The 14,400-nt window shown below is 61.9% G+C and carries 12 protein-coding genes and 1 riboswitch; of the genes, 5 read left to right on the top strand and 7 right to left on the bottom strand.

From position 1 onward, the window contains the following. Positions 1–215: riboswitch (cobalamin riboswitch) on the bottom strand. Positions 216–283: 68 nt separating this feature from the next. Then, positions 284–1,108 carry a PaaX family transcriptional regulator C-terminal domain-containing protein gene (locus D1820_RS08130; RefSeq protein ID WP_118068482.1) on the bottom strand — a complete coding sequence of 275 codons (825 nt, stop codon included), beginning with the start codon at positions 1,106–1,108 and terminating at the stop codon, positions 284–286. A gap of 66 nt (positions 1,109–1,174) precedes the next feature. Next, complete coding sequence (gene paaZ, locus D1820_RS08125) at positions 1,175–3,205, bottom strand: phenylacetic acid degradation bifunctional protein PaaZ (RefSeq protein WP_118068481.1); 2,031 nt, start codon at positions 3,203–3,205, stop codon at positions 1,175–1,177. A gap of 126 nt (positions 3,206–3,331) precedes the next feature. Between paaZ and paaG the strand changes: the two genes are divergently transcribed. The 4 genes from paaG to D1820_RS08105 are packed head-to-tail and all read left to right on the top strand — an operon-like array spanning position 3,332 to position 6,492. Continuing rightward, complete coding sequence (gene paaG / locus D1820_RS08120; protein ID WP_118068480.1) at positions 3,332–4,117, top strand: 2-(1,2-epoxy-1,2-dihydrophenyl)acetyl-CoA isomerase PaaG; 786 nt, start codon at positions 3,332–3,334, stop codon at positions 4,115–4,117. Between the two features lie 2 nt (positions 4,118–4,119). Further along, entirely contained in the window at positions 4,120–4,545 is a 426-nt protein-coding gene (gene paaI, locus D1820_RS08115) for a hydroxyphenylacetyl-CoA thioesterase PaaI (RefSeq protein WP_096872218.1), read from the top strand. 33 nt (positions 4,546–4,578) lie between these two features. Continuing rightward, a complete protein-coding gene (gene paaK / locus D1820_RS08110; protein ID WP_118068479.1) occupies positions 4,579–5,889 on the top strand; it encodes a phenylacetate--CoA ligase PaaK in 1,311 nt (436 codons plus the stop codon). A 6-nt stretch (positions 5,890–5,895) separates the two neighbouring features. After that, positions 5,896–6,492 (top strand): TetR/AcrR family transcriptional regulator, encoded by a 597-nt coding sequence (locus D1820_RS08105; RefSeq protein ID WP_096872215.1) that lies wholly within the window; start codon positions 5,896–5,898, stop codon positions 6,490–6,492. Positions 6,493–6,664: 172 nt separating this feature from the next. On the opposite strand, the gene D1820_RS08100 is transcribed toward D1820_RS08105, so the two are convergent. Next, entirely contained in the window at positions 6,665–6,871 is a 207-nt protein-coding gene (locus D1820_RS08100; protein WP_014875579.1) for a cold-shock protein, read from the bottom strand. Positions 6,872–6,925: 54 nt separating this feature from the next. Further along, on the bottom strand, positions 6,926–7,954 hold the full coding sequence (trpS, locus tag D1820_RS08095; protein ID WP_040175385.1) for a tryptophan--tRNA ligase: 1,029 nt from the start codon (positions 7,952–7,954) through the stop codon (positions 6,926–6,928). Positions 7,955–8,082: 128 nt separating this feature from the next. Between trpS and D1820_RS08090 the strand changes: the two genes are divergently transcribed. Continuing rightward, the gene (locus D1820_RS08090) at positions 8,083–8,769 is read left to right on the top strand and encodes a rhomboid family intramembrane serine protease (RefSeq protein ID WP_118068478.1); all 687 of its coding nucleotides are present in this window, start codon (positions 8,083–8,085) and stop codon (positions 8,767–8,769) included. 44 nt (positions 8,770–8,813) lie between these two features. Here the strand turns inward: D1820_RS08090 and murJ are convergent, their stop codons facing one another. The 3 genes from murJ to D1820_RS08075 are packed head-to-tail and all read right to left on the bottom strand — an operon-like array spanning position 8,814 to position 14,327. After that, complete coding sequence (murJ, locus tag D1820_RS08085; RefSeq protein WP_118068477.1) at positions 8,814–10,370, bottom strand: murein biosynthesis integral membrane protein MurJ; 1,557 nt, start codon at positions 10,368–10,370, stop codon at positions 8,814–8,816. Continuing rightward, positions 10,367–13,195, bottom strand: coding sequence for a [protein-PII] uridylyltransferase (locus D1820_RS08080; protein WP_205521402.1), 2,829 nt, complete (start codon positions 13,193–13,195; stop codon positions 10,367–10,369). The genes murJ and D1820_RS08080 overlap by 4 nt, the downstream gene beginning before the upstream one ends. Then, on the bottom strand, positions 13,155–14,327 hold the full coding sequence (locus D1820_RS08075; RefSeq protein ID WP_118068475.1) for a penicillin-binding protein activator: 1,173 nt from the start codon (positions 14,325–14,327) through the stop codon (positions 13,155–13,157). The genes D1820_RS08080 and D1820_RS08075 overlap by 41 nt, the downstream gene beginning before the upstream one ends. Positions 14,328–14,400: the final 73 nt, after the last annotated feature.

Below are 14,400 nucleotides of genomic sequence, written 5' to 3'. Positions count from 1 at the left end.
AATAGGTTTCCTGTGGATGGCAGGTCTCCTGACTTGCGGGTTGCTGCGGGCCTCGGCCTTCCCGGCCCAAAGGCCAGTGGTCTATCGAGGTCGCTCACCGCTCACAGTTGCGGGGGCAGTCGTGGATTTGGCGCCTTTTGGCTACACCACACCACGTTCCCTTTTCATCCCGTGACCGCTTTGGGGCCGTGGGAACCATCTGCGACTTTGGGTAGATTTCTCGCCAAGGTTTGTAAAGAAAAATCATCACCGCTGCAGCGTCGGGCGCAAGCGGGGCTACCTTTCAGGGGGCGTCAGCAGCGATCAGCTCACCATTTGGGCTGAGCCGGGGGCGCGGCAGGTGCCGCAACAGCGATGCGACACGCTGGCGGCAGTGTTCTCCGGCCCAGTCATTGGGATGAAAGCGGGGCGGCAAATCAGGATGCCGCAACACCACACGGCGCCAGCGATGCACGATCAGGGTGCGCAGCGTGGCGATCTGTGCCGGGTCAAGGGCATTTGCATCCGCATCAAGCTCCGGCGGTTTGACGCCGTATAAGGTGCTATCGAGCCGGGCACAGGCCAGTTTCAGATCTTCTGGAAACAGCCGCTGGCGCAGCCAGTCAGGCACCGCCAGATCCGGTTGATCGACCACCAGAAATCGGTCCCTTTCCCGTGGCAGGGGGCCATGGCCCAGCACGGTAGAGCGGTTGACCGCGACGTAATTTGGCTGCTGCAACAGCGCATCCAGCGCGCCGCCTTGCCCGTCCTGTGCAATCAGCAGGTGCCAGTCATCGGGGGTGGGTGTCGCCGGAGCATAGATGCGCGGGGTGACAGCGGCGGACTGGCTGCGGCCCATCTGGGTCAGAAAATGCACCGACGCGCGGCCTGAGCGCGTGCTGTCGATCCAGCCGTCCTTGCGCAGCCGGTGCAAGGCAACGCGGATTGCCTCAGGCTTGATCCCCATCGGAGTGATGATCCGGGTGAGGGCGCTGCCGCCAATTTGGTCCCCGTCCCGCTGCGCCAGATCGCCAAAAAGCGATACGATAATCGACCAGACCCGCTGGTTCTGCGGATCGCTCAGGGCAGCTACGGTGGTGTCGAACCAGGAGGTCTGTGCGTCGGTCATATATAATAGATAAGTCGCCCGGCCCGGATAGGCCAGACCGGACGACCGTCTGATGACATGGGCCGATCAGAACGCGTTCATGGTCAGCAGGTCATATTCGGCGGCAATTTCATCATCCTGATTGGTCAGGGTGACATGCCAGCGCACCTCGCCGTATTCCTCGTTACGAGGGGTCTTCTTCTTGACGGTCAGGCGCACCTTGATGCTGTCGCCCGCGGAAACAGGTTTCATGAACCGCAGATTGTCGAGCCCGGTATTGGCCAGAACTGGCCCCTCATCAGGTTGTACAAACAGGCCGGCAGCAAAGCTGATCAACAGATACCCATGGGCGACACGACCGGGGAAGAACGGGTTCCGCGCGGCAGCTTCGTCATCCATATGGGCATAGAAGGTATCGCCGGTGAAATGGGCAAAGGTCTCGATGTCCTCCAGCGTGATCTGGCGCGCAGCACTGTGCAGGGTTTCTCCCAACTGCAGATCACCGAATTTGCGGGTAAAGGGATGCACCTTGGCGGCGATCTCCGTGCCACCCGGCACCCATTGCTCGCCAATCGCCGACAGGATGTCGGGGGAGCCCTGAATGGCGGTACGCTGCATGTAATGTTTGACACCGCGCACGCCGCCCAGCTCCTCGCCGCCGCCAGCACGACCTGGCCCGCCATGCACCATATGGGGCAGGGGGGAGCCATGGCCGGTCGATTCCTTCATCGAGTCGCGGTTGTTGAAGTAAAGCCGCCCGTGATAGGCGCCCGCCCCCAGCGCGACCTCGCGGGCCACCTCTGTATCATGGGTGATGACGGAGGCCACCAGTGACCCTTCGCCGCGATTGGCAAGCGTGATGGCGTGGCCCAGATCGCGGTAGCCCATGATGGTTGAGACCGGGCCGAAGGCTTCGGTGTCATGGACGCGCTGTGCCGTGTCGGGATCGGCGCAGTGGAACAGCATCGGCGGCACAAAGGCGCCTTTCTCGGCATCGGCGCCATCGACGGTGAAGTTTTCCGGATCGCCAAAAACACGCTTAGCTTCCTGGCCGATGATCGCGGCCTTTTCCAGCACGTCGCGTTTCTGGCTGCCCGAGACCAGCGCGCCCATGCGGGTGGTTTCCAGGCGCGGGTCGCCGATCTGGGTTTTTGCGAGGCGGGCAGAGAGTGCTTCGATCACCGCCTCCACCTGCGCTTGCGGCGCGATAATGCGGCGGATGGCGGTGCATTTCTGGCCCGCCTTGGTGGTCATCTCGCGGCTGACCTCCCTGACGAACAAATCAAATTCTGGCGTTCCCGGTTGCGCATCGGGGCCAAGAATAGACGCGTTGAGGCTGTCCTGTTCGGCCACAAACCGCACGGAGTTTTTAAGGATCACCGGGTTGGCACGCAGCTTCAGCGCGGTATCGGCGGAGCCGGTGAAACTGACCACATCCTGCATGCCAAGATGGTCGAGCATGTCGCCAAGGCCACCAGAAACCAGCTGCAACGCGCCCTCGGGTAGAATGCCGGAGTCCAGCATCAGCCGCACCGCCAGTTCGGTGACATAGCAGGTCGCCGTGGCCGGTTTCACAATGGCCGGAACACCGGCCAGCAGGGTCGGAGCCAGTTTTTCCAACATCCCCCAGACCGGGAAGTTGAAGGCGTTGATATGCACCGCAACCCCTTGCAATGACGTGCAGATATGCTGGCCAAGGAAGGTGCCATTGCGCGACAGCTGCTCAACATCACCGTCCAGATAGACATGGGCGTCCGGCATCTCGCGCCGTCCCTTGGAGGCGAAAACGAACATGGTGCCGATGCCGCCGTCGATATCGATCATATGGTCGGCCTGCGTGGCGCCAGTATCGAATGACAGATCATATAGCGCTTGTTTGTGCTGGTTCAGATGCGCCGCCAGCGCCTTCAGCATCCGGGCGCGATCATGGAAGGTCAGTTTGCGCAAGGAGGGGCCGCCGACCGTGCGGGCATAATCCAGCATCCCCTGCACATCCAACGCGTCATTGCCCGCCTGCGCAAGCGGCGCACCCGTGATTGCACTGGCAATGCTGCGCGCGCCTGCACCCGGTTCAATCCACTGGCCAGCGGCAAAACTGGAAACATCAAGAAGGCTCATGGGCGGGTTCCTTTGCGTCTGGACCGGGGGCTGCACGGTCTGAATATGAGAAGTCGCAAATATATTGACCAACCGGTCGGTTTATGCAAGGTCTTTGTCAACAACTGCACGAGGGGAGGCGCTGCAATGTCTGAAACGCTGTTGGTGGAGGACCACGGGACATGGGTGGAAATCACCCTGAACCGTCCGGACCGGTTGAACAGTTTCACCGAGGAGATGCACCACGCCCTGCGCGCAGCCCTTGAGGCGGCCCGTGATGGCGGTGCCCGTGCGGTGCTGCTGACCGGGGCCGGACGCGGGTTCTGCGCCGGGCAGGATCTGGGCGACCGCGATCCGCGCAAGATGGACGGGCCGCCTGATCTGGGCCACACCGTCCGCACCTTCTATGCGCCGCTGGTGAACCTGATCCGCTCGCTCAACTTTCCGGTCATTTGTGCCGTGAACGGCGTCGCCGCCGGGGCAGGGGCCAATCTGGCGCTGGCCTGCGATGTGGTCCTCGCAGGGGAGAGCGTCAAGTTCATCCAGTCATTTTCCAAGGTCGGCCTGATCCCGGACACCGGCGGCAGCTGGCATCTGCCGCGGCTGCTGGGCGAGGCCCGCGCCAAAGGGCTGGCGCTGACCGCAGAACCTCTGCCAGCGAAGACAGCCGAGGATTGGGGCCTGATCTGGAAGGCTCTGCCGGATGCCGATCTGATGACCGAGGCCCGGGCGATGGCGGAGAAATTTGCTAACGGCCCGACGCTGGGTCTGGGGCTGACCAAACAGACGATTCAGGCCGCTGCCGTCAACACGCTGTCTGATCAATTGGAGATCGAAGCTGACGCGATGAAGACCTGCGGCGAAAGCGCGGATTACGCTGAGGGCGTCGCGAGCTTCCTGGAAAAGCGCGCCCCTGCGTTCAAGGGTAAGTGACCATGACGCCAAAAGACCGCGCAGAAAAATCCGCCGCTGCCATGTGGGCGGGCGACCATGCCTCCAAATGGGCGGGCATGGAGATCACCCATGTGGACGAGGGCGAGGCCACGCTGGAGCTGACCGTGGCCCAGCATCATTGCAACGGCCATGGCATCTGCCATGGCGGGGTGACGTTCATGCTCGCCGACAGCGCCTTTGCCTTTGCCTGCAACAGTCGCAATCAATCGACGGTGGCGCAGCACAATGTGGTCAGCTTTACCGCGCCGGGGCGGCTGGGCGACCGGCTGATTGCCAAGGCACATGAGGTCTCCCTGACCGGGCGCAGCGGCATTTACGACGTGACAGTCAGCAACCAGAACGGCCAACAGATTGCTGAATTCCGGGGCTTCTCCCGCGCGATAAAGGGCCAGTTGTTTGATGAATAAGCTGTTTTGCAAAGACGAGCTGTGGAGGACGCCATGAAAGACCTGACCCCAAACAAGGCGGATCTCGATCCGATTGAGATTGCCTCCATCGACGAAATCCGCGCCCTGCAGCTAGACCGGCTGAAATGGTCACTGCGCCACGCCTATGACAATGTGCCGATGTACACGCAGCGCTTTGACGAGGCGGGGGTGCATCCCGATGACCTGCAACAGCTCTCTGATCTGTCGAAGTTCCCATTTACCTATAAAAATGACCTGCGGGACAACTACCCGTTCGGCCTGTTTGCGGTACCACGCAGTGAGATCACGCGCCTGCATGCGTCCTCCGGCACCACAGGCAAGCCGACCGTGGTGGGCTATACGGCGAATGACATCAGCAATTGGGCCGATCTGGTGGCACGCAGCCTGCGCGCCTCCGGCCTGCGCAAGGGCGACATGGTGCATAACGCCTATGGCTACGGGTTGTTCACCGGCGGTCTTGGCGCGCACTATGGGATCGAGCGGCTGGGCGCCACTGTCGTTCCGATGTCGGGCGGCCAAACCGAGAAGCAGGTGGGCCTGATCACTGATTTCAAACCCGACGGCATCATGGTGACGCCCTCCTACATGCTCAACATTCTGGAGCAGTACCACAAGGTTGGCATGGACCCGCGCGACTGCTCGCTGAAGGTGGGCATCTTTGGCGCTGAACCCTGGACCGATGCGATGCGTCGCGAGGTTGAAGAGGCCTTCGATATGCACGCGGTTGATATCTACGGCCTGTCCGAGATCATGGGGCCGGGTGTGGCCAATGAATGTGTTGAGACCAAAGACGGCCCGGTGATCTGGGAGGACCACTTCCTGCCCGAAATCATCGACCCGCAGACCGGCGAGGTACTGCCGGATGGAGAGCTGGGCGAGCTGGTCTTTACCACCCTCACCAAAGAAGGCCTCCCAATGGTGCGTTACCGCACCCGCGACCTGACCCGACTGTTGCCGGGAACCGCGCGTTCCATGCGGCGGATGGAGAAGATCACCGGCCGCAGCGATGACATGATCATCCTGCGCGGCGTCAACGTCTTCCCCAGCCAGGTCGAGGAGCAGCTGCTGGCGACCGGTGGCCTGGCGCCGTATTACCAGATTGAACTCTACAAATCGGGCCGCATGGATGCGATGCGGGTGTTTGTGGAGGCGACTTCCGACGCCACAGATGAGCTGAGCAAGACCGCAGCGGCGCGCATGCTGACCAAGCGGATCAAGGATATGGTTGGCGTCTCGACCGAAATCATCGTCGGCGAGCCGGGATCGGTGGAGCGCAGCCAAGGCAAGGCCAAGCGCGTTGTCGACAACCGCAGCAAGGAGTAACACGGCTTGGCCCGCACCATTGCAAAAGACCACGACGAGAAACGCGCCCAGATCCTGAAGTCTGCGGCCAAAGTCTTTGCCGAGCAGGGATTTGACCGCGCGTCGATGACCCAGCTGGCGCGGGAATGCGGGATCTCCAAGGCCAATATCTACCACTATTATGACAGCAAGGATGCCGTATTGTTCGGCGTCCTTGATACCTATCTGAGCGATTTGCGCGATCGGGTCTGCGGTGTGGACGTCAGCGCGCTTTCCCCTGATCAGCGGCTGCGCCGCATCGTTTCGGAAATCCTGCTGGCCTATCAGGGGGCCGACCACGAGCATCAGGTGCAGATCAGCGCCATGGGAGCCCTGCCGGAAGAGCAGCAGAAACTGCTGCGCGCCTATCAGCGTGAACTGGTGCACCTTGTCAGTGACGCGCTTGCCGGGGTCGCGGCCGAGGGCATCGCCAAGGATCCGGCGAAGCTGCGCGCCGCCACGATGTCGGTCTTCGGGATGCTGAACTGGTATTACATGTGGAATTCCGGCGCCGGATCTGAGGCGCGCGAAGATTACGCGCAGATGGTGGCGGATCTGACCATGAACGGTATCCGATCACTGTAGCTGGCTGACCGGGTCAGTCCGGTGGTGGCGCTCTCCAGCGCCGGCAAAATAATTTACCCCAGACATGCAAAAGGCCGCCTGAAACGGGCGGCCTTAGGGTGATTCTATCCACAGATTTCCGTGGTCAGAACGTCTTTAGATGGATGGGCGCGGAAACTCCGCGCCGCGATCCTTACAGCAGTTCCAGCGAACCTGCGGACTGCTTGCCGTCACGACCAGTTTCCAGCTCGTAGGAAACTTTTTGGTTGTCGTTCAAACCATTAAGGCCCGAGCGTTCAACCGCAGAGATGTGTACAAACACGTCCTTGCCGCCAGACTCAGGCTCGATAAAGCCGTAGCCTTTTGTTGCGTTGAACCATTTCACGGTGCCATTGGCCATCCGAATTCTCCAGTATCTATCTCCCCGCAGGGTGCGGGATCGTAAGGCCTGATATCACAGAGTGACCGGCGCCACCATGCCCACAATGTCATAAGTTTTGCGAAGGATGGGGGCTGTGATCTCTCGGGCACGCTCTGATCCGCGTGCAAGAATCTTGTCGATCTCGTCCTGATGCTGCATCAGCCGGGCCATTTCGGTGGTGATCGGGCTCATTTTTGCAACCGACAGGTCGGCCAGCATCGGTTTGAACTCCGAAAACGCCTTGCCGCCTACATCCGCCAGCACCTGTTCGACCGATTGCTCGGCCATGGCGGCGTAGATGTTGACCAGATTGCGCGCCTCAGGCCGCCCGTCCAGCCCCTCAACCTCGGAGGGCAGGGCGTCAGGGTCCGTCTTCGCCTTGCGGATCTTCTTAGCGATGGTGTCGGCATCATCGGTCAGATTGATGCGGCTGGCATCAGACGCATCCGATTTCGACATCTTCTTCGATCCGTCCCGCAGCGACATCACGCGTGTGGCGGCGCCCTCGATCACCGGTTCGGTCAGCGGAAAGAAGTCGACGCCGTAGTCGTGATTGAACTTGGCCGCAATGTCGCGGGTCAGTTCCAGATGTTGCTTCTGATCTTCGCCCACAGGCACATGGGTGGCGTGGTAGACCAGAATGTCCGCCGCCATCAGCGCCGGATAAGCAAACAGACCAAGCGAGGCGTTCTGCGCGTTCTTACCGGCCTTGTCCTTCCACTGGGTCATTCGCTGCATCCAGCCCATGCGGGCCACGCAGTTGAAGATCCACGCCAGCTGCGCGTGTTCGGGGACCTGGCTTTGGTTGATCAGGATCGACTGTTCAGGGTCAAGCCCAGCGGCAATGAACCCGGCGCAAAGCTCGCGCGTGGATTTCTTCAGATCCGCCGGATCCTGCCAGACGGTGATCGCGTGCATGTCCACCATGCAATAGATGCTCTCTACGTCCTTGGCCTGCCAGTCCACGAACCGCTTCAGCGCGCCAAGATAGTTGCCAAGGTGCAGATTGCCCGATGGCTGGATGCCGGAAAACACGCGTGGCGTGAATGTGGTCTCGGTCATCAAGAAACTCCCGTCTGGAATTAGGATCCTCGCTGGCTTAACCATGGCGGGAACCATCGTCAACCGCGCGCGGATCAACCGGGCTGCGGGGCAGGGCGGCAGAGCAGGCAAGCAGGAGCAAGATCACAATGGACTACCAAAAAGAACCGTCTCCGGTGAATCCGCTGCCGCCGGTTGTAGTGGCGCTTGTGCTGATCATCATGGCGATCGAAGCCGGGTTTTCGCTTGGCGCGCGCGGGATCTTTGGCGGGCCTGAGGCGGTGGGCTGGCGGCTGGAGGCGATCCAGACCTATGCTTTCTCCTCGGAGGTGCTTTGGTGGATGTGGGACACAGGGCAATGGCCGACGGAGCATCTGATCCGCTTTGCCTCCTATTCCTTTGTGCATGTCGCCTTCACCCAGACGCTGTTTGTCTGCGTCTTCGTCCTCGCCATGGGCAAGTTGGTGGGCGAGATCTTTGGCGATCTGGCCATGGTGCTGGTGTTTCTGGTCTCCGGCGTTGGCGGTGCTGTGGGCTATGCGCTGCTGACCCACTCCTCGGTGCCGCTGATCGGTGGCTTTCCCGCGGTCTATGGGCTGATCGGGGCCTTCACCTATATTCTGTGGCGGCAATTGTCGCTGGTCGGGGCCCAGCAAAGCCGTGCCTTCACGCTGATTGCCTTTCTGATGGGGATCCAGCTTCTGTTTGGCCTGTTGTTCGGCGGCACGCTTGACTGGGTCGCTGACCTTTGCGGTTTTGCCACCGGCTTTGGCCTATCCTTCTTCCTCGCCCCGGGGGGCTGGGCCCGCATCCGCAACCGCATCCGCCGGGAGTGAGCCGTCGGCCCTTTAGCGGCGTGTTCAAAATCGCCTCTGTTGTCTTACCGGGTTGGGGGCGTACCTCGCCGCACAGCACGTCTCAAATCCCCCAGGCGCACCGCGCCGATGATCTGGCCGACGCCGAAATAGACGACTGCGCCAAGCACGATCAGCCCCAGAAGCGCGAGGTAGCGCCAGCTGGGCAGGTAGAACAGCCAGCCAAACTGCTGCACCACACCAAAGAGCACAGCGCCCATGGTGGCGGAGGCGATGAGAATGCGCAGGCTCCTGTCGTAGAACCGCTGGTCGAATCGCGCGACTTCGCCCATGCGGCGGGCGCCCAACCACAGGCAGGCCACCATGGCCCAGCCCGCAACAGTAGCCGCGATGGCAGGGGCGATCCAGCCGACATAGGGTTTCAGACCAAAGGCCAGCACCGCATTGATCACCATCGCCACCAGCGCGTAGCGGAACGGTGACCGCGTATCCTCACGGGCGAAAAACAGCGGTTGCAGCACCTTTTGCAGCACGAATGCCGGCAGGCCAGCACCATAGATGGCAACTGCCAGGGCAATGGCGGCCACATCCTCCGCCCCGGTTGCGCCACGCTCATAAAGAACGGAGACAAGCACCACAGGCACCGCCAGAAACGCGGCGGTCGAGGGCAACGTGAGCAGCAGGGAGAACTCCCCAGCACGGGAGAAGGCATCACGGGCCCCGGCGTCATCGCCCGCCCGCAGGCGGCGCGACAGATCCGGCAGCAGCACAATCCCGATGGCAATCCCGACAACCCCGAGCGGCAGCTGATACAGCCGGTCCGCCACAAACAGCCAGCTCACCGCGTTTTCAATGTCAGAGGCCACCTGCTGCCCGACCACCAGATTGATCTGTGTCACCCCCATCGCCAGTGCTGCCGGCAGCGCCACACGGACGAGGTTTTTCATCTGCGGCGTCCAGCGCGGCAGGCCGGGGCGCAGGCGAATACCGGCACGACCAGCGGCGATCCAGACCAGCGCCAACTGCGCGACACCTGCGACGGGGATGGTCCAGACCAGCCAGGTGATCACCGCGCCCCCCATCGTGGCCCCGGCAATCATCGCCGCACAGGCAAAAATATTGAGCAAGACAGGCGCCGCTGCTGCCGCGGCAAACCGCCCGGTGGCATTCAGCACACCGGAAAACAGCGCCGCCAGCGACATGCACAGAATATAGGGAAAGACGATTTTGCCGTAGCCCACTGCCAGATCGAACCGCGCATCGCCCACAAAACCGCCCGCCGTGGCCCAGACCAGCCCGGGCATGAACACCATGCCAAGCCCCACCAGCAGCAGAACCGTGATGGCCAGCAGGTTGAACGCCTCCTGCGCAAAGCCCTGCGGGTCCTCTCCGCTCTCCAACCGCTTGGCAAACATCGGCACAAACGCCGCGTTAAACGCCCCCTCGGCAAAGAAGCGGCGGAACATATTGGGCAGTCGGAAAGCCGCCACAAAGGCATCCATCAGCGGACCGGGGCCGATATAGGCGGTGATCAGGATTTCGCGCAGAAACCCCAGGATGCGGCTTGCCAGCGTCCAGAATCCGACGGTGAGAAAGCCTGACAGCAGTTTGATCGGCTTCATGATCCGGCCCGCTTTGCCCCTTCGGCGATGGCGCTGCGCAGCTTGGCTTCCAGCGATTTCTGCTTGGCCTCGGAGTAGTATTTCAACCCGAACATATCCTTCACATAGAACGCATCGACCACCTGTTCGCCATAGGTCGCGATCACCGCGTTGGCGATATAGATATTCGCCCCTGCCAGCGTGCGCGCCAGATCATACAGCAGGCCGGGCCGGTCGCGCGTATCCACTTCGATGATGGTGTAAATCTCAGATCCGTCGTTGTCGAAGGTGATATGCGTGGGCACATTAAACGCCCGCTCGCGCTTCTTGATCTTGTCACGTGATTTCAGCGCCTCGCCGGTGATCACCTCGCCCCGCAGGGTCTTGTGGATCATCTCGCGCAGTCGCGGCAGGCGCTCCGCCTCATAAGGGTGGCCTTCGGAATCCTGGATCCAGAAGGCATCGGTCACATAGCCGTCCTTGGTCGTATAGGACCGCGCATCAACAACATTGGCCCCGACCAGTGCCAGCGCGCCGGCAATGCGGGCAAAGATGCCGGGGTGATCGGCCATGCAGAAACAGGCCCGCGTCGCATCGCGGTCTTCGTCGGGGTGCAGGCGGACAATCATGCCTCCCGGATCATCCAGATCGGTCAGCTCCCGCAGCATCTCGGCGAAATCAATATGCGCGGTCACATGCAGCCCCTGCCAATAGGGATCATAATGACGCGCGGTCTCCACCTTCAGCTCCGCCTTGGTCCAGTCGGGCAGGGCGGTGCGCAGGGCCTTCTTGGCTTCTGTACCGCGATGGGCGCGGTTCAGCGCCTCCATGCCGTTTTCCAGTGCCTCGCGAGTCTGGTTATAAAGCGCGCGCAGCAGCGCTGCCTTCCAGTTGTTCCAGGTGTCCGGCCCGACGCCGCGAATGTCGCAGACCGTCAGCAGCAGCAACAGGTCCAGCCGCTTGATCGTCTTCACCGCCTTGGCGAAATCACGCACCGTGCGCGGATCGGCGATATCGCGTTTCTGCGCCATATCCGACATCAACAGATGATAGCGCACCAGCCATTCCACGGTTTCGCTGTCGCTCTTGTTGAGGCCCAGCCGGGGCGCCACCCGCCGTGCAATCTGCGCGCCAAGGATCGAATGATCCTGCTCGCGCCCCTTGCCGATGTCATGCAGCAGCATCGCCACCAACAGCACCTTGCGGCTCAACCCTTTGCGCAGGATTTCCGAGGACAGCGGCAGCTCGTCTTCCAGCTCCCCCCGTTCAATCGCCGCGAAGTTGGCGATCACCTGAATGGTATGCTCATCCACGGTGTAGGAGTGGTACATATTGAACTGCATCATCGCCACGATCGGCTCGAACTCCGGCACAAAGGCGCTGAGCACCCCCAGTTCGTTCATCCGCCGCAGGGCGCGTTCTGGGTTGCCGTGCTTCAGCAGCAGATCAAGGAAAATACGCCGCGCTTCTTTGTCATTGCGCATTTCGTCATCGACCAGATGCAGGCTGGCTGTGACCAGCCGCATAGCATCGGGGTGGATCAGCATCCCCGTGCGCAGCGCCTCCTCAAAGATCCGCAACAGGTTTAGTTTGTCCGCGCAAAAGGCTTCGGGATCGGCCACATCCAGACGGTTGTGGATGACCGCATAGCCGGGCTTCACCCGAGGGCGGCGGCGGAAAATCCGTTCCAGCAGCGGCTCGCTTTTCTGGTGGGTGGCTTCCAGTTTGGTCAGGAAAATCCGGGTTACATCGCCCACCTTGGTGGCGTGGCGGAAATACTCCTGCATGAAGACCTCAACCGCCCGGCGCCCGGCGCGATCCTCATATCCCATGCGGGCGGCGACCTCGACCTGAAGGTCAAAATTCAGCTGCTCGGTGGCGCGTTTGGTCAGCAGATGCAGATGGGCGCGTACCGCCCAGAGGAAGTTTTCAGCCTTGGCAAAGGAGTCCAGCTCTTCCGGGCTGAACAACCCCATGGGCACCAGCTCCGCCACATCCTGCACCTGATAGAGATACTTCGCGATCCAGTAGAGCGACTGCAGATCGCGCAGGCCGCCCTTGCCCTCCTTGACGTTGGGTTCCACGACATAGCGCTCCCCCTGTTTCAGGTGACGGGCATCGCGTTCGGCCAGCTTGGCCTCGACAAAGTCGCGAGCGTCCTTGGAAAACAGCTCCGCAGTCAGGCGCCGGTCCAGATCTGCGGCGAGCCCCGCGTCCCCGTCCAGAAACCGCTGCTCCAGCATGGCAGTGCGGATGGTGAAATCCTCACCCCCGAGCCGGATGCAATCACGGATGGTGCGGCTGGAATGGCCGACTTTCAGGCGCAAATCCCACAGGATATAGAGCATCGATTCAATCGCGCTCTCGGCCCAGGCGGTGATTTTGTAAGGCGTGAGAAACAGCAGATCCACATCGGACTGCGGCGCCATTTCGCCCCGGCCGTAACCGCCAACCGCAATCACCGCGATCCGCTCGCCCTGGGTGGGGTTGGACAACGGATGCAGCAGGCTGGTGGCGGTGAAATAGGCGGCAGTGACCAGACCGTCGGTCAGATAGACATAAGACCGGGTCAGCGCCCGCGCCGCAAAAGGTTCCTCGGCAAAGGCCTCGGCGATGGCGGCACGCCCGGCCAGATTGGCCTCGCGCAGGATTTTGACAACGCCTGCGCGCAACTCCGCCGCCGAGCAATCCCGCGACAGGGCGGTGATGGCGGCGCGTACGGCAACGGCGTCAAAAATTTTGCCGGGGTCGCAGATCAGCGGCCCCAGCAAAGGTGGGAGATGGACGGTGTCCGGCAGCGCTGGATCAGAATCCGGCACCGGCGAAGCTGCTGGGAGCTGGGTCAATAACCACAACCTTCTGTTCTTGGATTGTCGCAACCGCAAGGCCGCGTTCATTGGTGCCATCCGGGCGCAGGCGGAAAATGCCGCCGGTGCCCTGGAACCCATTGCCACGGGTCAGCGCCGCGCCGGTCAGCGCGTCGGATTTTCCTGCACTGACCAATGCGCCAATCGCGGCGATCCCGTCATAGGCAAGCCCACCAATGGGGTGCGGCGCGGCCCCGTAGCTGGCCTGATAGCGGCTGCGGAATTGCTGCGACCGGTTGGTGTCGGGCATTGCGAACCAGCCGCCCTGAACACCTGGCAGGGCCAGCGTCTGTGCCGGGATGTCCCAGCGTGTAAGGCCGATATACTGTGTCGCGACAGGATCCACGCCCGCCTCCGGCATCAGCTGGGTCAGCAGGGGCAGCGCGCCGGCGGTATTCGCGGTCAGGAACACCGATTGCGCACCGCTGCTGGCCACGGTTGAGCGGATTGTCGGAATGGCATTGATCACGCCCTGCTGCGACAGCTCATAGCTGACCGCACCACTGATGCTGGCGCCATTGCCTGCCGCTGCGCGTTCAATCGCGACGCGACCGGCTTGACCTGCGGGATCGCTGCCGCTGACAACCACCATACTGCCCTTGCCCTGGCGGGCGGCATAGCTGGTAAGACGGCGCGCTGTATTGTCAAACGTCGGGCCCAGAATGAAGACATTGCCACCGGCAATGGCGCTGTTGTTGGAAAAGGCCAGAACGTTGACATTGCGCTGTGCGGCAACGAGACCGGCGGCATTGGCGGCCTCTGCATAGACCGGCCCCAGAATGATCCGCGCGCCATCATTGATCGCGGTGGTCGCGGCTGTTGCGGCCTGTTGTGGCGCGCCTGCGGTGTCATAGATTCGCAGATCGATCTGCGCCCCGTTCAGGTCGGCAATCGCCATCCGGGCGGCGTTCTCAAGACTTTTTGCCAGCAGCGCATCGCCGGGCTGGGCCGACCCGCGCGGCACCAGCAGGGCGACGGGCACGGGCTTGGTTGTGTTGATCGACGGGCCGCCACCGGTTGGCAAGGTGTCACAGGCGGCCAGTGCCAGCGTCGAAACCACGGTTGCAGCGGCCATTGCCGCCTTGCGGGCGTGTTGAAAAACAGCAAACATAATGGACTTGAAACTCCCTTGTCCGGCGGCGTACGCCGTGTTGGTACCTGAGGGATCATAAACGACCAACAAG

Source organism: Phaeobacter sp. LSS9 (assembly GCF_003443595.1).
Classification (GTDB): Bacteria; Pseudomonadota; Alphaproteobacteria; order Rhodobacterales; family Rhodobacteraceae; genus Phaeobacter; species Phaeobacter piscinae.
The sequence above is the reverse complement of the archived record's forward strand: the minus strand, read 5'-3'. Positions and strand labels throughout refer to the sequence as shown.